The sequence below is a fragment of the Streptomyces sp. NPDC005070 genome, from assembly GCF_053600395.1.
This window is the reverse complement of sequence record NZ_JBSFZS010000011.1, coordinates 20,117-43,485: the sequence shown is the minus strand read 5'-3', so window position 1 is coordinate 43,485 and position 23,369 is coordinate 20,117. Positions and strand designations below refer to the sequence as shown.

18 protein-coding genes are annotated in these 23,369 nt (G+C 70.7%); 11 read left to right on the top strand and 7 right to left on the bottom strand.

Translation table 11 applies throughout. The annotated features are described in order from the left end of the window. Positions 1–2 precede the first annotated feature (2 nt). From ACWEBX_RS06165 to ACWEBX_RS06150, 4 genes are all read left to right on the top strand, one after another. Entirely contained in the window at positions 3–323 is a 321-nt protein-coding gene (locus ACWEBX_RS06165) for a hypothetical protein (protein WP_451883722.1), read from the top strand. Between the two features lie 109 nt (positions 324–432). Further along, positions 433–1,587, top strand: coding sequence for an NlpC/P60 family protein (locus ACWEBX_RS06160; protein WP_451883721.1), 1,155 nt, complete (start codon positions 433–435; stop codon positions 1,585–1,587). Between the two features lie 85 nt (positions 1,588–1,672). After that, positions 1,673–2,095 carry a hypothetical protein gene (locus ACWEBX_RS06155; RefSeq protein WP_451883720.1) on the top strand — a complete coding sequence of 141 codons (423 nt, stop codon included), beginning with the start codon at positions 1,673–1,675 and terminating at the stop codon, positions 2,093–2,095. An 848-nt stretch (positions 2,096–2,943) separates the two neighbouring features. Further along, positions 2,944–3,861: an NADP-dependent oxidoreductase gene (locus tag ACWEBX_RS06150; RefSeq protein ID WP_451883719.1), complete on the top strand. Its 918-nt coding sequence runs from the start codon at positions 2,944–2,946 to the stop codon at positions 3,859–3,861. A 149-nt stretch (positions 3,862–4,010) separates the two neighbouring features. Here the strand turns inward: ACWEBX_RS06150 and ACWEBX_RS06145 are convergent, their stop codons facing one another. Genes ACWEBX_RS06145 through ACWEBX_RS06125 form a run of 5 tightly spaced genes read right to left on the bottom strand, consistent with a single transcriptional unit; the run spans position 4,011 to position 9,878 of the window. After that, positions 4,011–5,264, bottom strand: coding sequence for a styrene monooxygenase/indole monooxygenase family protein (locus ACWEBX_RS06145; protein WP_451883718.1), 1,254 nt, complete (start codon positions 5,262–5,264; stop codon positions 4,011–4,013). 31 nt (positions 5,265–5,295) lie between these two features. Then, positions 5,296–5,934 (bottom strand): GTP-binding protein, encoded by a 639-nt coding sequence (locus ACWEBX_RS06140; RefSeq protein WP_451883717.1) that lies wholly within the window; start codon positions 5,932–5,934, stop codon positions 5,296–5,298. Further along, positions 5,915–6,325 (bottom strand): DUF742 domain-containing protein, encoded by a 411-nt coding sequence (locus ACWEBX_RS06135; protein WP_451883716.1) that lies wholly within the window; start codon positions 6,323–6,325, stop codon positions 5,915–5,917. The genes ACWEBX_RS06140 and ACWEBX_RS06135 overlap by 20 nt, the downstream gene beginning before the upstream one ends. Further along, positions 6,325–6,825 carry a roadblock/LC7 domain-containing protein gene (locus ACWEBX_RS06130; RefSeq protein WP_451883715.1) on the bottom strand — a complete coding sequence of 167 codons (501 nt, stop codon included), beginning with the start codon at positions 6,823–6,825 and terminating at the stop codon, positions 6,325–6,327. The genes ACWEBX_RS06135 and ACWEBX_RS06130 overlap by 1 nt, the downstream gene beginning before the upstream one ends. Beyond that, a complete protein-coding gene (locus tag ACWEBX_RS06125) occupies positions 6,822–9,878 on the bottom strand; it encodes a nitrate- and nitrite sensing domain-containing protein (protein ID WP_451883714.1) in 3,057 nt (1,018 codons plus the stop codon). Before ACWEBX_RS06125 ends, ACWEBX_RS06130 begins: the two co-directional genes overlap by 4 nt. Positions 9,879–10,247: 369 nt before the next feature. Here ACWEBX_RS06125 and ACWEBX_RS06120 point away from each other — a divergent pair, with 369 nt between their 5' ends. After that, positions 10,248–11,078, top strand: a complete 831-nt coding sequence (locus ACWEBX_RS06120; protein WP_451883713.1) for a protein phosphatase 2C domain-containing protein — start codon at positions 10,248–10,250, stop codon at positions 11,076–11,078. A 140-nt stretch (positions 11,079–11,218) separates the two neighbouring features. Here the strand turns inward: ACWEBX_RS06120 and ACWEBX_RS06115 are convergent, their stop codons facing one another. Continuing rightward, complete coding sequence (locus ACWEBX_RS06115) at positions 11,219–11,737, bottom strand: MarR family winged helix-turn-helix transcriptional regulator (RefSeq protein ID WP_451883712.1); 519 nt, start codon at positions 11,735–11,737, stop codon at positions 11,219–11,221. A 297-nt stretch (positions 11,738–12,034) separates the two neighbouring features. Here ACWEBX_RS06115 and ACWEBX_RS06110 point away from each other — a divergent pair, with 297 nt between their 5' ends. Beyond that, positions 12,035–12,853 (top strand): lysozyme, encoded by an 819-nt coding sequence (locus ACWEBX_RS06110; protein ID WP_451883711.1) that lies wholly within the window; start codon positions 12,035–12,037, stop codon positions 12,851–12,853. 144 nt (positions 12,854–12,997) lie between these two features. Here ACWEBX_RS06110 and lon read toward each other — a convergent pair whose 3' ends face one another. Beyond that, positions 12,998–15,412 carry an endopeptidase La gene (lon, locus tag ACWEBX_RS06105; RefSeq protein ID WP_451883710.1) on the bottom strand — a complete coding sequence of 805 codons (2,415 nt, stop codon included), beginning with the start codon at positions 15,410–15,412 and terminating at the stop codon, positions 12,998–13,000. 191 nt (positions 15,413–15,603) lie between these two features. Here lon and ACWEBX_RS06100 point away from each other — a divergent pair, with 191 nt between their 5' ends. From ACWEBX_RS06100 to ACWEBX_RS06080, 5 genes are all read left to right on the top strand, one after another. After that, positions 15,604–15,882, top strand: a complete 279-nt coding sequence (locus tag ACWEBX_RS06100) for a hypothetical protein (RefSeq protein ID WP_451883709.1) — start codon at positions 15,604–15,606, stop codon at positions 15,880–15,882. Positions 15,883–16,498: 616 nt separating this feature from the next. Next, positions 16,499–17,176 (top strand): spermine/spermidine synthase domain-containing protein, encoded by a 678-nt coding sequence (locus tag ACWEBX_RS06095; RefSeq protein ID WP_451883762.1) that lies wholly within the window; start codon positions 16,499–16,501, stop codon positions 17,174–17,176. Positions 17,177–17,289: 113 nt separating this feature from the next. Further along, positions 17,290–18,027, top strand: a complete 738-nt coding sequence (locus ACWEBX_RS06090) for a response regulator transcription factor (RefSeq protein WP_037620929.1) — start codon at positions 17,290–17,292, stop codon at positions 18,025–18,027. Between the two features lie 62 nt (positions 18,028–18,089). Further along, the gene (locus tag ACWEBX_RS06085; protein WP_451883708.1) at positions 18,090–19,226 is read left to right on the top strand and encodes a HAMP domain-containing sensor histidine kinase; all 1,137 of its coding nucleotides are present in this window, start codon (positions 18,090–18,092) and stop codon (positions 19,224–19,226) included. A gap of 281 nt (positions 19,227–19,507) precedes the next feature. Then, the gene (locus ACWEBX_RS06080; protein WP_451883707.1) at positions 19,508–23,305 is read left to right on the top strand and encodes a multifunctional oxoglutarate decarboxylase/oxoglutarate dehydrogenase thiamine pyrophosphate-binding subunit/dihydrolipoyllysine-residue succinyltransferase subunit; all 3,798 of its coding nucleotides are present in this window, start codon (positions 19,508–19,510) and stop codon (positions 23,303–23,305) included. The last annotated feature ends 64 nt before the right edge of the window (positions 23,306–23,369 follow it).

Below are 23,369 nucleotides of genomic sequence, written 5' to 3'. Positions count from 1 at the left end.
CGGTGAAGAGCGAAGACACCCCCTTTGTCGGCGGCCCGCTGGACGGGCGCGTCCTGCCGGTCCTGCTCGGGATCACTGGGCACCCGCCGAAGACGTACCGCATCCCGGTGCCCGGCGTCGACGGTGGTTCGTCCACCGTGGTTGTCTACCGGCGCGTCCAGGCGGCCACCAGCAAGCGGCTCGGGCTGCATCAGGGGTGGAAGTACGAGTACGACCCCGAGGGCGACGCCTCGGGACGCCGGTTCAAGCTGCCCTGGTCTCCTGGCACGCACAAGGGCGGGGGCCCCGGCGGCGCCACGCCGGGCGGCAACGCCGACGAGTGATGTTCTTGGGCCGAAGCGCTCTCCCGGCGGGCGTCCGGGGTGCGGTGGTCCGATCCTTCCGGTGCGAGACGGGTGGTGGACGGACCACCCCGGCACCGGAGGTGATGACATGTCAGGAAGGCTTCTGCGTCTGGTCTGCACGGGGGCTGTGGCGGTCGGGGCGCTGTTCCCCTCCGCACCCGTGATGGCCGCACCCGAGCCCGGTCCCGACGCCCGGCAGTCCGTCGCCTCGCTGCTGACGGACCTTCAGCGGCTCTACCGGGACGCCGAACGCGCCACCGAGACGTACAACGGCACCGCCGAGAAGCTGAAGAAGCAGCGCGCGGAGGTCGCCGCGCTCGACGCCCGCCTCGCCCGGGCCCGCCTGTCGCTGGAGGACAGCCGGATCGCCGCCGGACGGCTGGCCCGGCAGCAGTACCAGGGCGGCGACGAGATCTCCCCGTACGTACGCCTGCTGCTCGCCCGGGATCCGCAGCACGCCCTCGACCAGGGGCACCTGATCGGGCAGTTGTCGCTGGAGCGGGCCCAGACCGTGCGGCGGGTCGCGGGCGGCGAGAAGCGGACCGACGGGCTCGCGCGTGCGGCCCGCAAGGCACTGGACGGACAGCTCTCCCTCGCCGCGCGGCAGAAGAAGGAGCGGGACGAGGTGCGCGAGCGTCTTGACGACGTGGAGCGGCTGCTGGCCTCACTGACCGCGGAACAGCTCGCAGAAATGGGCCGGGTGGAGAAGTCGGGAACCGACGCGGCCCAGAAGAAGATCATGGCGTCCGGCTCCCTCAGCAGCGTGCGTCCGCCCACGCGGGAGGGCGAGGAGGCGCTGCGCTACGCCGTCGAGCAGATCGGGAAGCCGTACGAGTGGGGTGCGGAGGGCCCGAAGGCCTACGACTGCTCGGGGCTGACGTCCCAGTCCTGGGAGCGGGCCGGCCGGCCCATCCCCCGCACCAGCCAGGAACAGTGGGCCGAGCTTCCGAGAATCCCGCTGGACGAGCTGCGTCCCGGCGATCTGGTGATCTACTTCCCCGAGGCCACGCACGTCGCCATGTACCTGGGCGACGGGATGGTGGTGCAGGCGCCGCGGCCCGGAGCGAAGATCAAGGTGTCCCCCATCGCGGCCAACCCCCTGCTGGGCACCGTACGCCCGGACCCGGACGGGGAACCCCTGCCGCGGTACACCCCGCCCGAACTCCCCGAGCACGCGACGGACGGAGCGGACGGATCCGACGAGGGCTACGCCTCGGCCGGACCGGCCACCGTGACGGAGTAGTGCCGGTCGGGCTCGGACGGGCGCACGGCAGGGCGGGATACCGGGGGGCATCGAACGGAACGCGAACCCCGGGCGTCCTGGGACCATGAAGACATCGCGCCGAGCCGCCGTCCTGCTCCTGAGCGCCGGGCTGCTGCTCACCGGCTGCTCGTCCCTGACCGACACCCCGGCCTCCGAGGGGTACCGCGGCCCCACCCTGCCCGCCCGCTCCGCCGAGGCGGGCGAGGGGAACGAAGGGCCGGCGAAGCCCGTGCGGAACAAGCCTTATCCGTACGACATTTACACGCACTGCGGAATCAAGTGGGTCAGGTTCGGCGGCCGTTGGTGGGTCCTCGACACGGTCTTCCCCGGTGTCGAACAGGTCCGGGGCAAGCGGTCCTCGCCGTACGCCCAGTCCCTCCCCGGTTACATGACCCTGATCGGCCCGGACACCGCGAACTTCGACGCCGCCGGGATGCCCACCCTGCAGTTCGTCCCGGCCACGAAGAACCCGCCCGGCTGTGAGTAGACCGCCGGGCTGGCGGGTGGGTGGATGCGATGCGTGGATGCGTGGGTCCGCCGCCGCACTGCCCCGCGAGAGGGCCGACCCACGAACCCGTAGGTCATCTACCTGCACCTCCTCGCCAACAGGCGGGCTGCTGACGGACGGGCCGTGGACCGTCTGTGGGCCGTCAGCCCGGGCGCTGGGCCTCGTCGTAGACGGTAGCGACTCCGGCCGAAACGAGAGCGGGCTTCCACGCCTCTTCGTTCGGCGCAGTTGGGAGCTGAGGTGGATGGTGGGTTGGTGAGCATTCTTGTGTGGTCAGCACGGTCGCGGTGCTACACGGACCGAGGGCAGCGCATACGTAAGACCCTCAGTGGCAGTGGGCGGAGCCGTTGAGATCCGGCAGCGAAGGGATTCACCGTGCCGTAGCGCCGTACACCAGCATGGCCAGGCCGACAACGAGCGCAGTGGCGCCTTGCACCTGGCCCGCCCGAAAGGACGCCTCGGATGGCTCCTTCGACCGCCGAATCCTCGCCTCCGCTGTACCCGGACGGCACCATCCGCACCCTGAACGCCCCCATGGCTACGGCGTTCGGCAGCGACTTCTCAGTCCTTTGCGCAGGCCCGGCCCGGTCGTCGACCAGCAGGTCGAACCCCGGAGTGGCCCAAGGTTTCGCCATGAAAATGGACCATACTCCTGGGCTGCTCCGCTCCTAGGGTCGAAGACATGACGACGAGCGAATAGCAGTCCGGCCGACGCTGTCCAGATCGGCCGGCCGCGTCCCATCAGCCCCGCCGAGGGGATGTCGAACGGGCTCTCCATCCCTGCAACGTTTCCACCAAAGAGACAGATGACCGAGGAGGCAATTCCCATGAAAGCGATCGTGGTGACGGACCAGGCTGCGGGAACGGCGGGGATGACGCTGGTGGAGCGGCCGGAGCCCCAGGCATCGATCAACGACGTCATCGTTCGGATTCACGCATCGGGCTTCGTCCCGACCGAGATGGAGTGGCCATCGACCTGGACCGATCGCGCCGGCCGTGACAAGACACCGTCGATCCCCGGCCATGAGCTGGCCGGAGTGGTCACCGCCCTCGGCTACGGCACGACGGGGCTGTCGGTCGGGCAGCGGGTGTTCGGCCTCGCCGACTGGCACCGTGACGGCACCCTGGCGGAGTACGTGGCGATCGAAGCACGCAACCTCGCGCCGCTGCCCGGCGACGTCGACTTCACGGTAGGCGCGTCCCTGCCGATCTCAGGTCTGACCGCGTGGCAGGGGCTGTTCCAGCACGGCCGCCTTCAGTCCGGCCAGACCGTCCTCGCCCATGGCGCGGCCGGGGCGGTCGGGACGATGGTGACCCAGCTCGCACGTGAGGCCGGCGCTTACGTCATCGGCACCGGACGCGCCGCCGACCGTGAGAAGGCACTCGACTTCGGCGCGCATGAGTTCGTCGACCTTGAGAATGACGCGCTGAAAGACGTCGGCGACGTCGATCTGGTCTTCGACGTCATCGGCGGCGACGTTCAGAAGCGGTCCGCTGCCCTTATCAAGGCTGGAGGAACGCTGGTGTCCATCGTCGGCCCGGTCGAGGCGCGACCCGCCGAGGGGCTGGCGGTGGACTTCGTCGTCGAGGCCGATCGTGCAGAACTGGGCGAGATCGTGCAGCGGGTGCGGGACGGACGGCTGCGGACGAACATCGGTGACGTCTCGACCCTCGACGACGCCGTCGCCGCCCTCAACCCGAGCGAGCGACGCAAGGGGAAGACGATCATCCGCGTTCGTCCGTGAAGACTCGGGAACACCTATGCGCATCGAGGGGGTCGGGCGACGGAAAACACGGACGGCCCCAGAGGGTTACCCCTGGGGCCGTCCATGAGCTGTCCGAGAAGAACCGACGGCGACAGGCGACGACGGCTGAACCGCGGGCCGGAGGGGCGTCAGGCCCCGGTGACCGAGGCCAGGTAGGCGTTCGTCTTCTCGGGGTCGAAGAAGAAGTTCTCGAAGTCGGCCGGGTTGTTGAAGCCGTTGGCGAAACGGTCGGCCACGGGCGGGAGTTGGCCCGCCGCTCCGATCAGGTTGAGCACGTGCTCCGGCGGGACGCCCAGCATCGCGTTGGTCCACTTGGTGACGTGCTGCGCGGTGTCCCAGTAGCGGTCGAACGTCGCCTGCATCCACTCCTCGTCGAAGGGCTTCTCGCCCTGCTCGACGATCGAGGCGAGGTAGGCGGCGGCGCACTTGGAGGCCGAGTTGGAGCCCTGGCCGGTGATCGGGTCGTTGGCCACGACGACGTCGGCGACCCCGAGGACCAGTCCCCCGCCGGGGAGACGGCCGATCGGGTTGCGGACGGTGGGGGCGTACCGGCCGGACAACGTGCCGCCCGCGTCGGTCAGTTCGACGTTGGTGGCGCGCGCGTACTCCCAGGGCGTGAACCGCTCCATGAGTTCCAGGGTCAGGGCGAGGTGCTCGGCGGGGTCCTTCACACCGTTGAAGGCGTCCAGCGGCCCGCCGGGGATGCCCTCCCAGAAGAGGATGTCGGCGCGGCCCGACGTGGTGAGGGTCGGCATGATGAAGAGCTCGCCGACACCGGGGACCAGGTTGCAGCGGACCGCGTCGTAGTCCGGGTGCTCCGGACGCGGGCCCAGGCCGTGCACGTACGACACCGCGAGGGCGCGCTGCGGCTCGGTGTAGGGGGAGCGGGAGGCGTCACGGCCGAACATCGAGACGAGTTCGCCCTTGCCCGCCGAGACCAGCACCAGGTCGTACGCGCGGGAGAAGTAGTCGAGGTCGGAGACCGCGGCACCGTGGATCACCAACTGGCCGCCGCGCTGCGCGAACGTCTCCATCCAGCCGGCCATCTTGACCCGCTGGTCGACGGACTGCGCGTAACCGTCGAGCCTGCCGACCCAGTCGATGGCGCGCTGCGAGGGACCCGGGTCGAACGAGCCGGGGACCGCGACGGAGACCCCGAGCCCTTCGATCTTCGGGGCCTGGGACTCCCAGAAGTTGAGCTGCAGATCGCGCTCGTGCTGGAGCGCCGTGTCGAACATGCACTGCGTCGACATGACCCGGCCGGAACGGATCTCGTCCGCCGTCCGGTTCGACATCAGGGTGACCTCGTACCCCTGCGACTGGAGTCCGAGGGCGAGCTGGAGGCCGGACTGGCCGGCCCCCACGACGAGTATCTTCCGCATGCGGGGTGCTTCTCCTAGGAGTCGGGCGTCCCTATTCGGGGCTGACTTCGAGCGCGTGGCCGACGAGCGCGAGCAGGGTCTCGACGACCGAGATCTTGCGGCGCGCGTCCATGATCATGACAGGTATGTGCGGAGGAACCGTGAGGGCCTCGCGCACATCGTCGGGCTCGAACTCGTCGGTTCCGTCGAAGTGGTTGACGGCGACGACGTACGGCAGCCCGCAGCTCTCGAAGTAGTCGAGTGCCGGGAAGCAGTCCGAGAGGCGGCGGGTGTCGGCGAGGACCACCGCGCCGATCGCGCCGCGCACCAGGTCGTCCCACATGAACCAGAACCGCTGCTGGCCCGGCGTGCCGAAGAGATAGAGCACCAGGTCGTCGTCGAGCGTGATGCGCCCGAAGTCCATGGCCACGGTGGTGGTCAGCTTGTCCGGCGTACCCGAGAGGTCGTCGGTTTCCTCGCTGGCCTGGGTCATCAGCGCCTCCGTCTGGAGAGGCGTGATCTCCGAGACGGACGTCACGAGCGTGGTCTTGCCGACGCCGAAGCCGCCGGCCACCACGATCTTCGTGGCGATCGGCGCGCGCGTGCGGTCCGTCTGCCAGGCCTGCAGATTCTCCTCATCGTCGAGGAGGGGAGCGACGCCAGGTTCGGCGTCAGAGACGACGGAGTCCACTCAGCACCCTTTCCAGCAGGGCACGGTCGGGCTGTCCCGGACCGTGGCCTGTTCCGTACACGCGGATCTTTCCCTGGTCCGCCAGATCACTCAAGAGCACGCGGACCACTCCGAGCGGCATCCTGAGAAGCGCGGCGATCTCGGCCACCGTACGCATCCGGCGGCAGAGTTCGACGATGGCCCGCATCTCGGGCATGACCCGGGTGGTGAGCGAGCCGTTGGTCAGCTCCTTGCGCGCCTCGGGAGCGTCCAGCGCGGCCACGAACGTCTCGACCAGCAGGACGTGGCCGAAGCGCGTCCGTCCGCCGGTGAGCGAATAGGGGCGTACGCGGGCGGGCTTGCGGTCGCCGCCGCGGACCGGAAGCTTCCTGACGCCGTTCGACGCGGTCATCAGGCACTCCCGGGAGCGTCGGCCTCGAGGGATTTTCGGAGCTCGATGCGCAGCTCGGGGGTCAGGACGTGTCCGGCCCGGCCGACGAAGAGCGCCATGTGGTACGCCACCACGCTCATGTCGCAGTCCGCGGAACCGTGCACGCCGAGCAGGGAACCGTCGCTGATCGCCATGACGAAGAGGCTGCCCTCGTCCATCGCGACCATGGTCTGCTTGACGCCGCCGTTGTCCATCAGCTTGGCGGCGCCGAGGGTGAGGCTGCCGATGCCGGAGACGATGGTGGCGAGGTCGGCCGCGGAGCCCTTGGGTCCGGTCGGCCTGGCGCTCTCGGCCGTCCTCGCCTCGGCGTTGCGGCCGGGGTCGGAGGAGAGCAGCAGCAGGCCGTCGGAGGAGACGACCGCGACCGACTGGAGGCCGGGCACCTCCTCGACGAGATTGGTCAGAAGCCAGTGCAGGTTACGTGCTTCGCTGCTCAGGCCGAAGGTACTGGTCGCGGTCAACTGCTTGCCTCCTCGACGGTGCCCCCAGGTGCTTTCACGTCCTGTGCGCTGGGCTGGTGCCCGGTGGGCGCGGGTCCTGCGGGCACGTGTGCGGGTGTGGGGGCCGGCGGGGTCTGTCCTTCGGGCGTGGGGGTCTCCGCCGTCCGGTCGGCGATCTCGGCCTCCACGTCGCGACGGCCTTCGATCGCACCCCGGTGGAACCCGCCGAGCCTGCGGCGCAGGGCCTCAGCGTCAACGCCGCCCGCGCGGGGCCGCGGGGCGGCGGCGGGGGCGGAGATCTTCGGTGTGCGTTTGGGCAGGCCCTTGTCGGTGAGCCTGGGGTGTTCGTCGGAGACCCGCTCGTGGCCGTCGGTGACACGCTCGTGGTCGTCGGAGACACGCTCGTGGCCGTCGGGGCCGATGGCATACGGGTCGGCGGCCGCCGGATCCGCGGTCGTGCCGGCGGGGTGCGGTGCGGCGGCGGTCGTGCCGGTGGTGCCGACGGCGTGGGCGGTGCCGGTGGCAGCGTCCGCGGGCACCTCGGCGACGGGGCCGGGCGTCTCAGGCGCCTCGAAGGTGGCCGGGGCGGGTGCGTCGATCGTGCCGGTCGGTTCTTCGGCCGCGGCCGGGGCGGGGGCCTCGGGGGCCAGCTCCGGGAGCAGCAGCTCCATCGTCGTCTCGGAGCTGAGCTCCGGCTCGGGCTCGCGGGGCGCCGGGATGACCGGAATCCGGGCGGCCGGCCCGGACTCGGGGGCCGGCGTCGGCTCGGGCGCCGTCCGCGGTTCGGTGACGGAGCCCTGAAGGGTCGCCTCGGCCGCCGCGATCAGCGGGTCCTCGGCGCCGGCCGAGGCCGTCACCGAGCCACGCAGGATCGAACGGCCGCGCAGCACGTTGGAGTTGGCCTCGGCGTCCGCTCCGGGCAGGGCCACCGCGGGGGCGCCGCCGGCCAGCCGGACGGAGGCGGGGACGGTGGACGACGGCGCGGCGGCGAGCAGTGTCTTCGGGAGGACGACCACGGCGGCCACCCCGCCCTGCTTCTGCTCGCGCAGCTTCACCCGTACGCCGTGCCGGTGGGCGAGCCGGGCCACGACGTACAGGCCGAGGCCGAGTCCCTCGCCGCTCTCCTGGTCGTACGTGTCCTCGGGGTCGAACTCGGAGAGGCGGGCGTTGAGATGCCTCATCCGGTCGTCGGTCATGCCGATGCCCTCGTCCTGCACGGAGAGCATCACGTCACCGCTCTCCAGCAGCCAGCCGGAGACCTCGACGGGCACGTCGGGCGGCGAGAACGAGGTGGCGTTCTCCAGGAGTTCGGCCACCAGGTGGCTGATGTCGTCGGCGGCGTACCCGGCGATGTGCGCGTGCGGGGGCAGCGCGGCGATCCGTACCCGTTCGTACCGTTCGATCTCGCTGACCGAGGCCCGCGCGATGTCGATGAGCGGGACCGGGCCCGCGTGGTGCTGGACGTGCTCGGCGCCCGCGAGGACGAGGAGGTTCTCACTGTGCCGCCGCATGACGGTGGCGAAGTGGTCGAGCTTGAAGAGGGTGGAGAGGCGGTCCGGGTCCTGCTCGCGCTCCTCCAGGCCCTCGATGACGCCGAGCTGGCGCTCGACGAGGCCGAGGGTGCGCAGCGCGAGGTTCACGAAGGTGCTGTGGATGGTGCCGCGCACCTGCTCCAGGTTGGCCGCCGCCTGGGCGAGTTCGCCGCGCAGCCGGTCGCGCTCGTCGGCCATCTGCTGGCGCTGGCCGATGAGATGCTTGCGGTCGCCTTCGAGGGTGGCGTTCCGCTCGTGCAGCGTGGTCACGTGCCGGTGCAGCGCGTTGACGGAGCGGACGACCTGGGCGAACTCGTCGTTGCGGCCGGTGAACTTGACCGGTTCCGCGGCGGCCGGGTCGGCGGCGAGCCGGGCCGAGCCGAGCCGCAGGACGGCGAGCGGTCGGGTGAGGCTGCGGGCCATGGCCGTCGTCATGCCGGCCGCGACGAGCATCAGGACGCCGAGGAGGGTGACGCGCAGCTCCAGCGCGGTGACGTCGTCGTCCCGCAGCTTCGCGAGGTCCTTGGTGCGGTGGTCGTTGAGGGAGGCCTCCGCGCCGCGCATCAGCTCGATCCGGGCGGACAGGGCCGCGTCCAGCTTCTTGGTGTTGGTGCCGAGCGTGGAGTCGGAGAGCGTGGACTGCCCGGTGAGGTTCGCAAGGTACTTCTCCGCGGAGCCGACGTCGGGGCCGGTGACCGTGGAGTCGTACGACGTCACGGCCTGCTTGGGTGCGGTCTCGCGGAAGTTCGCAATGGCCGCGTCGGAGCGGAGGCGCGCCTGCTGGGCGGCGGCGCTCAGCGCGTCGCGCCGCTTGGTGTCGGCGGCCGACGAGACGTTCGTGGTGCCCGTCAGACCCGTGACCGGGTTGTAGACGCTCTGGGTGGTGTGGGGGATGCCGAGGGCCGCCAGGAGCAGTCCGCGGGCGGCGGCGGACTGCTGGACGGCGGTGTCCAGCTCGGCGAGGGAGTGCGCGCCGGAGCCCGCGCGCGGCGGCATCCGGTCGGCCAGGTCCTCGGCGAGGGCGTGGAGTTCGGCGATGGCGTCGGAGTACGACTGGTGCGCTTCGAGAGCGGTGCTCTTGCCGGTGAGCGCTGCTCGCCTGAGCGTCGCGATGCCGTCGAGGTCCGTGAGCAGGGCGGCGGGGGCGTCCGCGTCCGCGCGCAGCTCGTCGACCTGCCGGTCGACCAGGGCGCTGCGCTTCTCGGAGGGGGCCTTGGCCTGGGGCCTGCCGGCGGCGACGTACGAGGTGACCTCGTCGCGCTCGTCGGCCAGCGCGTGCGCGAGGGTCAGCGCCTGCTGGGTGCGCTCGGCGAGCGTCACCAGGTTCTGGGAGTCGTTCAGTTGCTGTGAGGCGGACAGCACCATGGGCGCCCCGGCTCCGGCGATGGCGGCCGCGACGACCGCCACGGCCACGATCAGCCGGTTGCGTACGTGGGCGGTCCTGCCCCGGCCCGTGGAGTCGGCGGCGTCGCCGACGGCGCCACCCTCTGTGGAGTTGGAGGCCGTCTTCTTGCCTGTGCGCCTCGGCCGCGTCTTCTGCACCGGTGCTCGCATTCCTGACTCGTGTACCCATTTGGGGCCCGGGTGACGTCCCGTCAATCGCGGCGTACGCCCGGTACGGCTCCCGACCCTCCCAGTGCCGGTGGGCAGTGGCCCCGCATCATCTGACCCGCCACCCGAAGGAGTGAACATCGGAGGGGAGTTGGCGGGCAAGTCTCCCCGGTGCTCGCGACCGGCCCGCACGGCGGGCCGGTTGGACGTCGGGGACGGGCTTTGGCAGTATTCGCCGCCACGTCTTGCCGGAGTCGATCATTCCAGGCCAAACCCGGCGCCCGCACGGCTGAACCGCACGTCGGGCGTTCCCCGGCGTTCTTTCGGAGCCCTTGTGAAGGGCTCGTGCAGACTGGCGGAATGCGCACTGAACTCGTGTCGGAGCCCGGTGACCCGGACCGCCCCAATGAGGACTTCGCATCGGTCGGGCTTCCCGCCCCAGGACAAGGCGGTTCACTGGTCGTGCTCGACGGGGTGACACCGCCCCGGGGTGACGACGGCTGTCTGCATTCGGTCCCCTGGTTCTGCGCACGGCTCGGCGGAGCACTGACCGAACTGTCCGTTTCGCAAGGGGATTTGCCCCTGGCGGAGGTCCTGTCCCGGGCGATTCGCCGCGTCGCCGACGCGCACGCCGACTCCTGTGACCTTTCTCACCCGCGCACGCCTCAGGCAACCGTGGTCCTCACCCGGTGGTCCGCGTCGCAGGTGGAGTACCTGATCCTCTCGGACTCGGCGCTGCTGGTGGAATCCCCCGCCGGCGAGGTCACCGTCCTCCTGGATGACCGCCTCTCCCGGCTCCCCCGGGCGTCCCTCGTCTCGGACGCCGTCGCCGACTCCACCGTCCGCAACAAGGAGGGCGGGTTCTTCACGGCGGCCGCGGACCCCTCGGTGGCCTCGCGCGCGGTGACGGGCACGCTTCCCCGGTCCTCGGTCCGCGCCCTGACGGCTCTCACGGACGGCGCGACCCGCTGGGTGGAGAGGTTCGACGCGGGTGACTGGTCCGAGCTGTTCGCGCTGGTGCGCGAGGAGGGCTCCGCCTCGCTCGTCGAGCGCGTACGGCGTCTGGAGCGCGCGGACGCGGCGGAGCGGCCGGGATCGCGGCGCGGCAAGGCGCACGACGACGCGACGGTGGTGTTCGTGGAGCTGGGAGAGGGGCCGAACGGGGTGGCCAGGGGCCCTGAGGGGTTGTGAGCAGCCGAAGGGTGCGCGCAGCCAGGGGGTGGTGAGCAGCCCGGGGATGGCGAGTCGAGCTGCGGGGGGGGAAGGGGAGTCGAGCTGCGGAGGGAAAGGAGAGGGGAAGGGAAGATCTGCGGCAGCCGGGCGGGCGGGGGCTACTTCTCCATGCCGCGGTTGAGCTGGTTCAGCAGCCGGGCGAGTTCCGCCACCTCGTCCTGGTCCCAGTGGGCGAGTTGACGGACATAGCGGGCCCGGCGGGCCTCGCGGACACTGGAGACACGGCCGCGGCCCTCGTCGGTGAGGTGGACGAGCCAGGCGCGGCCGTCGCCGGGGTCGGGTTCGCGCGCGACCAGGCCCAGCTCCTCCAGGGCGCGGAGCTGCCGGGACATCGTGGCCTTGCCGACGCCGATGTAGGCGGCGAGTTCCGTGGCACGCTGGCGGCCGCACTCCTCCAGACGGACGAGGAGTCCGTACGCGGCGGACTCCAGGTCCGGATGCACCTCGCGGGCCATCTCCCCCTGGTTGGCCCGGGCGCGGCGCAGGAACACGGTCAACTCGCGCTCCAGGGACAGGAACTCGCGGTCCCCGACTCCGGGCACCTCGGGCCGGTCCACACCATTTCCCGACACGCCGGATTCGACCGGACGTCCGCCGTCGTTCCCGCCCTCGTGCACGTCAGCACCCCTGACCCGGTTTCCCGATCCTGAAAGTTTCTGCCAGAACTCACCGTTGCCGCAGCTCCGCCAGTATTTCGCAGGCGTAGACCAACGGCAGCCTCCGGCCCCTCTTCCCACGCCGTCGTCTACGTGCGTAGCTTCTTTATCAGACACATTTACTGGCATGCGCACGCCACTCCCAGGTCAAGGACGACCTGATCCCCCCGGGGCACGCATGCCCGCGCTTTCCCCCCACCGAGCTCCGCCGAGCTCCCCCCGGGCTCCGGAGCTCCCTCGCCCTTCGGAGGCACGCACATGTCCGTGCACAGATCCGGAACGGCCCGCCGCCTGCGCGTGCTCGCGGCCGGAACCCTGCTCGCCGCCTTCTCCCTCCTCTCCACCCTCCCCTCCTCCGCCGCCGACATCCCCGCCCGGGGCACCGCCCGGATGGGCATGGGAGTCGTCGCCCACGACGGTCAGGGCGGCACGCCGACCACCGGTGACGCCACCCAGACGGAAGGGGTCGACGTCGCCGGGTACCAGGGCAACGTCGCCTGGTCGACGCTGTGGAACAGCGGGGTCAGGTGGGCCTACACCAAGGCCAGCGAGGGGACGTACTACACGAACCCGTACTTCGCCCAGCAGTACAACGGCGCCTACACCATCGGCATGATCCGCGGGTCGTACCACTTCGCGACCCCGGACACCACGACAGGCGCCACCCAGGCCAACTACTTCGTCGACCACGGCGGCGGCTGGTCGGGCGACGGCAGGACACTGCCCGGCACGCTCGACATCGAGTGGAACCCGTACGGGGCCGCCTGCTACGGCAAGACCCAGAGCGCGATGGTGAGCTGGATCAGCAGCTTCCTCACCCAGTACAGGGCCAGGACCGGCCGTGACGCGGTGATCTACACGGCCGCGAGCTGGTGGACGCAGTGCACCGGCAACTACGGCGGCTTCGCCTCCGCCAGTCCTCTCTGGATCGCGCGGTACGCCTCCGATCCGGGAACGCTCCCGGCGGGCTGGGACTACTACACGATGTGGCAGTACACGTCGTCGGGACCGACGGTCGGGGACCACGACAAGTTCAACGGGGCGCTCGACCGGGTGCAGGCACTGGCCAACGGCTGAGGCGCGCCTTCCCCGTACGGCGGCACGCCCGGCGGAGGCGCCGCCGTACGGAGAAGGCGCTCGGCGCATGGCGCTCGGCGCATGGCACGGCGAAGGCCCGGGCCTCCCTCACGGGACCCGGGCCTTCCCTTCCGGCAGCGTCCGTCACGCCGCTACCGGAACCTCCGACACGGCACCGTTCGTCGCCGGCGCCAGTGCCAGCTCCAGGACCTGGCGGACGTCCGTGACGGTGTGGACGTCGAGCTTCTCCAGGACCTCGGCCGGGACGTCGTCCAGATCGGCCTCGTTGCGCTTGGGGATGATCACGGTCGTGACACCCGCCCGGTGCGCGGCGAGCAGCTTCTGCTTCACCCCGCCGATCGGCAGGACCCTCCCGGTCAGCGAGACCTCACCGGTCATGGCGACGTCCGTGCGGACCAGCCGGCCCGACAGCAGCGACGCCAGGGCGGTCGTCATGGTGACACCCGCGCTCGGACCGTCCTTCGGGACCGCGCCCGCCGGGAAGTGGATGTGCGCGCCGCGGTCCTTCAGGTCGCCGACGGGGAGTTCGAGCTCCGCGCCGTGCGAGCGCAGGAAGGAGAGCGCGATCTGCGCCGACTCCTTCATCACGTCGCCGAGCTGGCCCGTGAGGGTCAGACCGGCCGCGCCCGTCTCCGGGTCGGCCAGCGACGCCTCCACGTAGAGGACGTCACCGCCCGCGCCGGTGACCGCCAGGCCGGTGGCGACACCGGGCACCGCCGTACGGCGCTCGGCCGGGTCCTGCGCCGACTCGGGCACGTGGTGCGGGCGCCCGATGAGCTCGCGCAGATCGGCGTCGGTCACCGTGAACGGCAGCTCCCTGCGCCCCAGTTCGTGCTGGGCCGCGACCTTGCGCAGCAGCCGGGCGATGCCCCGCTCCAGGTTCCGTACGCCCGCTTCCCGGGTGTACTCCCCAGCGAGCCTGCGCAGCGCGCTCTCGTCGAGGACGACCTCGTCCTTCTCCAGGCCCGCCCGCTCGAGCTGACGCGGCAGCAGGTGGTCCCGGGCGATGACGACCTTCTCGTCCTCGGTGTAGCCGTCCAGGCGGACCAGCTCCATACGGTCGAGCAGGGCCTCCGGGATGGCCTCCAGGACGTTGGCCGTGGCCAGGAACACGACGTCGGAGAGGTCGAGTTCGACCTCCAGGTAGTGGTCGCGGAAGGTGTGGTTCTGCGCCGGGTCGAGGACTTCGAGCAGCGCCGCCGCCGGGTCGCCCCGGAAGTCGGAGCCGACCTTGTCGATCTCGTCGAGCAGGACCACCGGGTTCATCGACCCGGCTTCCTTGATCGCGCGGACGATCCGGCCGGGCAGCGCGCCCACGTACGTACGGCGGTGGCCGCGGATCTCGGCCTCGTCCCGGACGCCGCCGAGGGCGACGCGGACGAACTTGCGGCCCATGGCGTGCGCGACGGACTCACCGAGCGAGGTCTTGCCGACGCCGGGCGGGCCGACGAGCGCGAGCACGGCGCCGCCACGCCGGCCGCCGACGACTCCGAGACCGCGCTCGGAACGCCGCTTGCGCACCGCCAGGTACTCGGTGATGCGCTCCTTCACGTCCTCCAGACCGGCGTGCTCGGCGTCGAGCACGGCCTGGGCGCCCCTGATGTCGTACGCGTCCGCGGTCCGTTCGTTCCACGGCAGTTCCAGGACGGTGTCGAGCCAGGTCCGGATCCAGCTTCCCTCGGGCGACTGGTCACTGGAGCGCTCCAGCTTCTCGACCTCCTTGAGGGCGGCCTCGCGGACGCTCTCGGGAAGGTCGGCGGCCTCGACACGGGCGCGGTAGTCGTCGGACTCGTCCTCGCCGTCCTCTCCCTTGAGGTCGCGCAGCTCCTTGCGTACGGCTTCGAGCTGGCGGCGCAGCAGGAACTCGCGCTGCTGCTTGTCGACGCCCTCCTGGACGTCCTTGGCGATGGACTCGGCGACATCCTGCTCGGCGAGGTGCTCGCGGAGGTGTTCGGTGGCGAGCTTGAGCCGGGCCACCGGGTCGGCGGTCTCCAGCAGTTCGACCTTCTGCTCCACGGTGAGGAACGGTGAGTAACCGGAATTGTCGGCAAGGGCGGAAACGTCGTCGATCTGCTGCACCCTGTCCACGACCTGCCAGGCGGCGCGCTTGCGCAGCCAGCTCGTCGCCAGGGCCTTGTATTCCTTCACCAGGTCGGTGACCCGGCCGGGCAGCGGGTCGGGCACGGTCTCCTCGACCCGGGTGCCCTCGACCCACAGTGCGGCACCGGGACCGGTGGTCCCCGCGCCCACCCTCACGCGCCCGCGCCCTCGGATCAGCGCGCCCGGGTCACCGTCGGCCAGCCGGCCGACCTGCTCGACCGTGCCGAGCACGCCGGTGCTCGCGTAGGTCCCGTCGATGCGTGGCACCAGGAGTACCTGAGGCTTTCCGGGCGTTGAACGGGCAGCGGCCTGAGCGGCCTCCACCGCGGCACGCACGTCGGTGTCGTTCAGATCCAGCGGCACCACCATTCCGGGCAGCACGACCTCGTCATCGAGCGGCAGCACGGGCAGGGTGAGTGATGCGGACGTCGAAGCCATGATCTCCCCTTCGGCAGTCAAGTTGAGCTATGTCGGCTCAATGCACGGCGGGCTCGCAATGTTCCCCGGGGGGCGTTCGCTGTGAGCGATCGGCTCCGGGCCGCTGATCCTCGGGCCGCTGTCCGGGCCTCGTGGCCGTCGCGAACACCGCCCGGGATGCGGGGTGGCCGTCCGGCTCGGATCGTGGAGTCATGAACCATCACCTCGCCCAGAACAAGCTCGAGATCGACACCCGGCTCGTCACGACCGGTGCCGTGCTGACCGCGGCCGGTGCCCTGGTCGCGTGCACCGGCATGGTCATCGCGGCCGCCGCCGTGTTCACCGCGGGCCGGCGCCTGATCCGCGCCATGGATGTGCCTCCGTCGCAGGTGGCGGCCATCAAGTGGCGGCAGGCCAAGGAGGCCTCCCTGGCGGGCATGCAGGCATGGCAGTCCGCGTCCGACGCCCAGAACGGGGCGCCCATCCGTTAGCCGGCCCTCCCTCGGCCCTCCCTCCGATGGCTCAACGGGTCGCTTCCTGTCCGCTCCAGTGCGCCGGGGCGAGGAAGAGGCCCGTGAGCCGACCGGAGCGTGGCCCGGTCGAAGCGTGGCCCGGCCCTGAGGCGTGGCCCGGCCCTGAGGCGTGGCCCGGCCCTGAGGCGTGGCCCGGCCCTGAGGCGCGGGCTCGTCGGGGAGCCCGCGCCTCAGGGCCGGTATAGCCGCACGGGCCATGCGACCCGTGCGGTCTGCGCTGCCTACGCCGGCTGTGCGGCCATACCGGCGCCGTCGCCGCATCGCGGGCCAGGTCGCGACGCCGACCGGCGCGGCCGGAGCAGGACGCGCGCTGCCGGGGCACAGCGGGGAGGGGATTCAAAGGAGAAGCGCCGTGCTCCGGCCCGGCGGACACGGAAGCAAGACGGGCGATTCGCAGCAACTCCTCAAGAAAGGGTGCGCGCGGCCGGGGCCGGAGTCTCGGGCGAGGCCCGCGGCAGCCGCCGACCGGGGGTCGCGTCAATCTCGTGCGGCCCGCCGTCACCCCGGGGACGGGGGGAGCCGCTCCCCCGCAATTCCCGCGACCCGTACAGGTGAAAATGCCAGGATGGCGGCCATGACCGCCTCGTACGAGACTCCCGAAGTCCTCGACCGCCGACAGGGCCCGTACGGCGAGGTCGTGCTGCGGCGCCACGGCGGCCTTCTGCAGATCATCGCCAACGGATGCTTCCTCATGGACACCTCCGACGGGCGTTCCGAGCGGCTTCTCATGGACGCGGCGTACGACGCCCTGGACGGGCGCCCGGAGCCGAGCGTGCTGATCGGCGGCCTCGGCGTCGGGTTCTCGCTGGCGCACGCCGCGGCCGGTGACCGCTGGGGGCGCATCACCGTTGTCGAGCGCGAGCGGGCGATCATCGACTGGCACCGGGACGGTCCCCTCGCCGCGCTCTCGGCCCGGGCGCTCGCCGACCCGCGTACCGACATCGTCGAGAGAGACCTCGTCGACTACGTCAATGAGATCTCCGACACGTTCGACGCCCTGTGCCTCGACATCGACAACGGACCGGACTGGACGGTCACCGACGGCAACGCGGGACTGTACGGGGCGTCCGGACTGGCAAGCTGCGCAAGGGCGTTGAGGCCGGGGGGCGTCCTCGCGGTGTGGTCGGCGCAGCCCTCTCCGGAATTTGAAGGAACCTTGCGGAATGCCGGATTCCGACGGGTCCGTACCGAAGTGGTCCCCGTTGCCCGGGGCGTTCCCGACGTGGTGCATCTCGCGGTGAGGCCTGGATAGCCGAGCCGCACCCACTGCCCGTACCCTGCTTGCCTGACGCGGATCATTCAAGCGTCAAGCGCAGTCATGGGATCACCCCACGGATTCCGGAAAGCACACTTCAGGGGCGGGCGATGGAGCAGACACACACCTCCCAGAACGGCACGGCGGCGACTCCGGGCGCTCAGCGCCGGGTTTTGGTCGTCGAGGACGACCCCACGATCGTCGACGCCATCGCGGCCCGTCTGCGAGCCGAGGGATTCCTCGTGCAAACCGCGGGTGACGGCCCTGCCGCCGTCGACACCGCCGAGGCATGGCAGCCCGATCTGCTGATCCTCGACATCATGCTGCCCGGCTTCGACGGTCTGGAGGTCTGCCGGCGCGTGCAGGCCGCCCGCCCGGTGCCGGTGCTGATGCTCACCGCGCGCGACGACGAGACCGACATGCTGGTCGGGCTCGGGGTCGGCGCCGACGACTACATGACCAAGCCGTTCTCGATGCGCGAGCTGGCCGCGCGGGTGCACGTCCTGCTCCGCAGGGTCGAGCGCGCGGTCGTCGCGGCCTCCACCCCGCGCAGCGGCATCCTGCGGCTCGGCGAGCTGGAGATCGACCACGCGCAGCGCCGGGTGCGGGTGCGCAGCGAGGACGTACACCTCACTCCGACCGAGTTCGACCTGCTGGTCTGTCTCGCGAACACCCCGCGTGCCGTACTCTCGCGCGAGCAGTTGCTCGCCGAGGTGTGGGACTGGGCGGACGCCTCCGGTACCCGGACCGTCGACAGTCACATCAAGGCGCTGCGCCGCAAGATCGGTGCCGAGCGGATCCGTACGGTGCACGGCGTCGGCTACGCACTGGAGACCCCGACTCCCTGAGCGGGGCCTCCGGAGGACCGTCGGGACCCGTGGGAGCGGGTCCCGCGTGAGGGGCTGATGTGATGAGCGGACTTGGAGAGCGGGGGCGCGGGCTCGGCGAGCGCGCGTCCGCGGAGCGCAGGAGCTCGGGCTGGGGCGAGGTGCGGCCCTTCTCGATCAAGACCAAGCTGGGCGCGCTCGTCGTCATCTCCGTGCTCATCACCACCGGTCTGTCGATGATCGCGGTGCACACGAAGACGGAGCTCCGCTTCATCACGGTCTTCTCGATGATCGCCACGCTGCTGATCACCCAGTTCGTGGCGCACTCGCTCACCGCGCCGCTGGACGAGATGAACGCGGTGGCCCGGTCGATCTGGCACGGGGACTACACCCGCCGGGTGCGGGACGACCGGCGGGACGAGCTGGGCGACCTTGCCCAGACGATCAACCTCATGGCCGACGAGCTGGAGGCCCAGGACCGTCAGCGCAAGGAGCTCGTGGCGAACGTCTCGCACGAGCTGCGTACCCCCATCGCGGCATTGCGCGCCGTCCTGGAGAACGTCGTGGACGGTGTCTCGGAGGCCGATCCCGAGACGATGCGCACCGCGCTGAAGCAGACGGAGCGCCTCGGCCGGCTGGTGGAGACCCTTCTCGACCTGTCGCGGCTGGACAACGGCGTCGTACCGCTGCGCAGGCGGCGCTTCGAGGTGTGGCCGTATCTGTCCGGGGTGCTGAAGGAGGCCAACATGGTCGCCTCCGCGCGCGCGGACCTCGCCTCGGGCTCCGGCGGCGGCCACACCCGCACGGACGTCCATCTGCACCTCGACGTGTCCCCGCCGGAGCTGACCGCGCACGCGGACCCGGAGCGGATCCACCAGGTCGTGGCGAATCTCATCGACAACGCGGTCAAGCACAGCCCGCCGCACGGCCGGGTGACGGTACGGGCCCGGCGGGGCGACCATCCCGAGTCGCTGGCCCTGGAGGTCCTGGACGAGGGGCCCGGCATCCCGAAGTCGGAGTGGCACCGCGTCTTCGAGCGGTTCAACCGCGGCGGGGTACCCGCGCCGCACGGTCCGGGCAGCGACGGCGGTACGGGACTGGGGCTCGCGATCGCCCGCTGGGCGGTGGATCTGCACGGCGGACGCATAGGTGTGGCCGAATCTCAGCGGGGCTGCCGGATCCAGGTCATCCTTCCGGGCCTCCCTTCCCTGCCAAGTTGACGTAAAGTTCGAACCGGAGTCGCAAGATCCACTGCTGTCGCCGGGTGCGTACACGTGTGATCAGGCACAGGGCCGCGTGAAGCATGCCGCGACCCGTGGTCGACGTACCCATTCCGAAGCGGAACCTCGCTTGTTTCCCGCCATTTCCATGGGCGAAACACGGATTCCGATGTGACTTACGCGACGTTGGACGGGCCCGGCCTGACCTTCTCGGCCAGGGAGGCGTAGCCTTTATTCCCGCTGTCCATCACCTTGCGAAGCGGAAGAGGGCGGTTAGCGCCGTGTCGCCACAGTCCCCCAGTAACTCGAGTATCTCGACCGATGACCAAGCCGCCGGGAAGAACCCCGCGGCCGCCTTCGGTGCCAACGAGTGGCTCGTCGACGAGATCTATCAGCAGTACCTCCAGGACCCGAATTCGGTAGACCGAGCCTGGTGGGACTTCTTCGCCGATTACAAGCCCGGGGCGCCCGCCGCCTCGGCTACGGCGGGTACTGCGGCCGCGGGGGCCGCAGGGACCACCACCACGGCCGCGCCGGCGGCTCCCGTGCCGCCCGCGGCGCGCCAGGCTCCTCCCCAGGCCCCGGCCGCGCCTGCGCCCGCTCCGGCCGCCGCTCCCGCGGCTCCGAAGCCCGCTGCCGCCGCGCCGGCTCCCGCCGCTGCCGCTCCGGCCGCCGCGAAGCCGAAGGCCGCTCCGGCCGCCGAGGCGCCCGAGGGCCCCGAGTACGTGACCCTCCGCGGTCCCGCCGGTGCCGTCGCGAAGAACATGAACGCCTCGCTGGAGGTGCCCACGGCCACGTCCGTGCGCGCGGTCCCGGTGAAGCTGCTCTTCGACAACCGCATCGTCATCAACAACCACCTGAAGCGCGCCCGGGGCGGGAAGATCTCCTTCACCCACCTCATCGGGTACGCGATGGTGCAGGCCATCAAGGCCATGCCGTCGATGAACTGGCACTTCGCGGAGAAGGACGGGAAGCCCACCCTCGTCAAGCCCGCGCACGTCAACTTCGGCCTCGCCATCGACCTGGTGAAGCCCAACGGCGACCGCCAGCTCGTCGTCGCGGGCATCAAGAAGGCCGAGACGCTGAACTTCTTCGAGTTCTGGCAGGCCTACGAGGACATCGTCCGCCGCGCCCGTGACGGCAAGCTGACGATGGACGACTTCACCGGAGTCACGGTCTCGCTGACCAACCCCGGCGGCCTCGGCACCGTCCACTCGGTCCCGCGTCTGATGCCCGGACAGTCGGTCATCATGGGCGTCGGCTCGATGGACTACCCGGCGGAGTTCCAGGGCACCTCCCAGGACACCCTGAACAAGCTCGGCATCGCGAAGGTCATGACGCTCACGTCGACCTACGACCACCGGGTCATCCAGGGCGCCGCCTCCGGCGAGTTCCTGCGCGTCGTCGCGAACTACCTGCTCGGCGAGACCGGCTTCTACGACGAGATCTTCGAGTCGCTGCGGATCCCCTACGAGCCGGTCCGCTGGCTCAAGGACATCGACGCCAGCCACGACGACGACGTCACCAAGGCCGCCCGCGTCTTCGAGCTGATCCACTCCTACCGGGTCCGCGGCCACGTCATGGCCGACACCGACCCGCTGGAGTACAAGCAGCGCAAGCACCCCGACCTGGACATCACCGAGCACGGGCTCACCCTGTGGGACCTGGAGCGCGAGTTCGCCGTCGGCGGCTTCTCCGGCAAGTCCCTCATGAAGCTGCGCGACATCCTCGGCGTGCTGCGCGACTCGTACTGCCGCACCACCGGCATCGAGTTCATGCACATCCAGGACCCGAAGCAGCGCAAGTGGATCCAGGACCGCATCGAGCGCCCGCACTCCAAGCCCGAGCGCGAGGAGCAGCTCCGCATCCTGCGCCGGCTGAACTCCGCCGAGGCCTTCGAGACCTTCCTGCAGACGAAGTACGTCGGCCAGAAGCGCTTCTCCCTGGAGGGCGGCGAGTCCGTCATCCCGCTCCTCGACGCCGTCATCGACAGCGCCGCGGAGTCCCGCCTGGACGAGGTCGTCATCGGCATGGCCCACCGCGGCCGCCTGAACGTCCTCGCGAACATCGTCGGCAAGTCGTACGCGCAGATCTTCCGCGAGTTCGAGGGCAACCTCGACCCGAAGTCGATGCACGGCTCCGGCGACGTGAAGTACCACCTGGGCGCCCAGGGCACCTTCACCGGCCTGGACGGCGAGCAGATCAAGGTCTCGCTGGCGGCGAACCCCTCCCACCTGGAGACGGTCGACCCGATCATCGAGGGCATCGTCCGCGCCCGCCAGGACATCATCAACAAGGGCGGCACGGACTTCACCGTCCTGCCCGTCGCCCTGCACGGTGACGCGGCCTTCGCCGGCCAGGGTGTGGTCGCCGAGACGCTCAACATGTCGCAGCTCCGCGGCTACCGCACGGGCGGCACGGTCCACATCGTCATCAACAACCAGGTCGGCTTCACGGCCGCCCCGGAGTCGTCGCGCTCGTCCATGTACGCCACCGACGTGGCCCGCATGATCGAGGCGCCGATCTTCCACGTGAACGGTGACGACCCCGAGGCCGTCGTCCGTGTCGCGCGTCTGGCCTTCGAGTTCCGTCAGGCGTTCAACAAGGACGTCGTGATCGACCTCATCTGCTACCGCCGCCGCGGCCACAACGAGTCCGACAACCCGGCGTTCACGCAGCCGCTGATGTACGACCTGATCGACAAGAAGCGCTCGGTGCGCAAGCTCTACACCGAGTCCCTGATCGGTCGCGGCGACATCACCCTCGAAGAGGCCGAGCAGGCGCTCCAGGACTTCCAGGGCCAGCTCGAGAAGGTCTTCACCGAGGTCCGCGAGGCCGTCGCGCAGGCACCCGAGGCTCACGTCCCGGACGTGCAGGCCGAGTTCCCGGTCGCCGTGGCCACCGCGGTCTCCCAGGAGATCGTGAAGCGGATCGCCGAGTCCCAGGTCAACATCCCCGACAACGTCACCGTGCACCCGCGGCTGCTCCCGCAGCTCCAGCGCCGCGCGGCGATGATCGAGGACGGCACGATCGACTGGGGCATGGGCGAGACCCTCGCCATCGGTTCGCTGCTCCTGGAGGGCACGCCGGTCCGGCTGTCCGGCCAGGACTCGCGCCGCGGCACGTTCGGTACGCGTCACGCGGTGCTGATCGACCGGGTCACGGGCGAGGACTACACCCCGCTCCAGTACCTCTCGGAGGACCAGGCCCGCCTGAACGTCTACGACTCGCTGCTCTCCGAGTACGCGGTCATGGGCTTCGAGTACGGCTACTCGCTGGCCCGCCCGGACGCGCTGGTGATGTGGGAGGCGCAGTTCGGCGACTTCGTCAACGGCGCCCAGACGGTCGTCGACGAGTACATCTCGGCCGCCGAGCAGAAGTGGGGCCAGACGTCCGGCGTCACCCTGCTGCTCCCGCACGGCTACGAGGGCCAGGGCCCGGACCACTCCTCGGCCCGGATCGAGCGCTTCCTCCAGCTCTGCGCCCAGAACAACATGACGGTCGCCCAGCCGACGTCCCCGGCGAACTACTTCCACCTCCTGCGGTGGCAGGTGCACAACCCGCACCACAAGCCGCTGGTGGTCTTCACCCCGAAGTCGATGCTGCGCCTCAAGGCCGCCGCGTCGAAGGCGGAGGAGTTCACGACGGGCCAGTTCCGCCCGGTCATCGGCGACGACTCGGTCGAGGCCTCCGCCGTGCGCAAGGTCGTGTTCTGCGCCGGCAAGCTGTACTACGACCTGGAGGCCGAGCGGACGAAGCGCGGCTCCACGGACACGGCGATCATCCGTATCGAGCGCCTGTACCCGCTGCCGGGTGCCGAGCTCCAGGCGGAGATCGCCAAGTACCCGAACGCCGAGAAGTACCTGTGGGCCCAGGAGGAGCCGGCGAACCAGGGTGCCTGGCCGTTCATCGCGCTCAACCTGATCGACCACCTGGACCTGGCGGTCGGCGCGGACGTCCCGGGCGCCGAGCGCCTGCGCCGCATCTCGCGTCCGCACTCCTCCTCCCCCGCCGTCGGTTCCGCGAAGCGGCACCAGGCGGAGCAGGAGCAGCTTGTGCGTGAGGTGTTCGAGGCGTAGGCCTCCGGCACGGCAGCACGAAAGGGCCCGGCCCCGAGTTCGTCCGAACTCGGGGCCGGGCCCT

What these genes read in the sequence shown, in the direction of transcription:
- ACWEBX_RS06155 (WP_451883720.1), top strand. Translation starts at nt 1,673, where the DNA reads ATGAAGACATCGCGCCGAGCCGCCGTCCTGCTCCTGAGCGCCGGGCTG.
- ACWEBX_RS06100 (WP_451883709.1), top strand. Translation starts at nt 15,604, where the DNA reads ATGAACCATCACCTCGCCCAGAACAAGCTCGAGATCGACACCCGGCTC.
- ACWEBX_RS06085 (WP_451883708.1), top strand. Translation starts at nt 18,090, where the DNA reads ATGAGCGGACTTGGAGAGCGGGGGCGCGGGCTCGGCGAGCGCGCGTCC.
- ACWEBX_RS06135 (WP_451883716.1), bottom strand. Translation starts at nt 6,325, where the DNA reads ATGACCGCGTCGAACGGCGTCAGGAAGCTTCCGGTCCGCGGCGGCGAC.
- ACWEBX_RS06160 (WP_451883721.1), top strand. Translation starts at nt 433, where the DNA reads ATGTCAGGAAGGCTTCTGCGTCTGGTCTGCACGGGGGCTGTGGCGGTC.
- ACWEBX_RS06110 (WP_451883711.1), top strand. Translation starts at nt 12,035, where the DNA reads ATGTCCGTGCACAGATCCGGAACGGCCCGCCGCCTGCGCGTGCTCGCG.
- ACWEBX_RS06095 (WP_451883762.1), top strand. Translation starts at nt 16,499, where the DNA reads ATGACCGCCTCGTACGAGACTCCCGAAGTCCTCGACCGCCGACAGGGC.
- lon (WP_451883710.1), bottom strand. Translation starts at nt 15,412, where the DNA reads ATGGCTTCGACGTCCGCATCACTCACCCTGCCCGTGCTGCCGCTCGAT.
- ACWEBX_RS06090 (WP_037620929.1), top strand. Translation starts at nt 17,290, where the DNA reads ATGGAGCAGACACACACCTCCCAGAACGGCACGGCGGCGACTCCGGGC.
- ACWEBX_RS06120 (WP_451883713.1), top strand. Translation starts at nt 10,248, where the DNA reads ATGCGCACTGAACTCGTGTCGGAGCCCGGTGACCCGGACCGCCCCAAT.
- ACWEBX_RS06145 (WP_451883718.1), bottom strand. Translation starts at nt 5,264, where the DNA reads ATGCGGAAGATACTCGTCGTGGGGGCCGGCCAGTCCGGCCTCCAGCTC.
- ACWEBX_RS06150 (WP_451883719.1), top strand. Translation starts at nt 2,944, where the DNA reads ATGAAAGCGATCGTGGTGACGGACCAGGCTGCGGGAACGGCGGGGATG.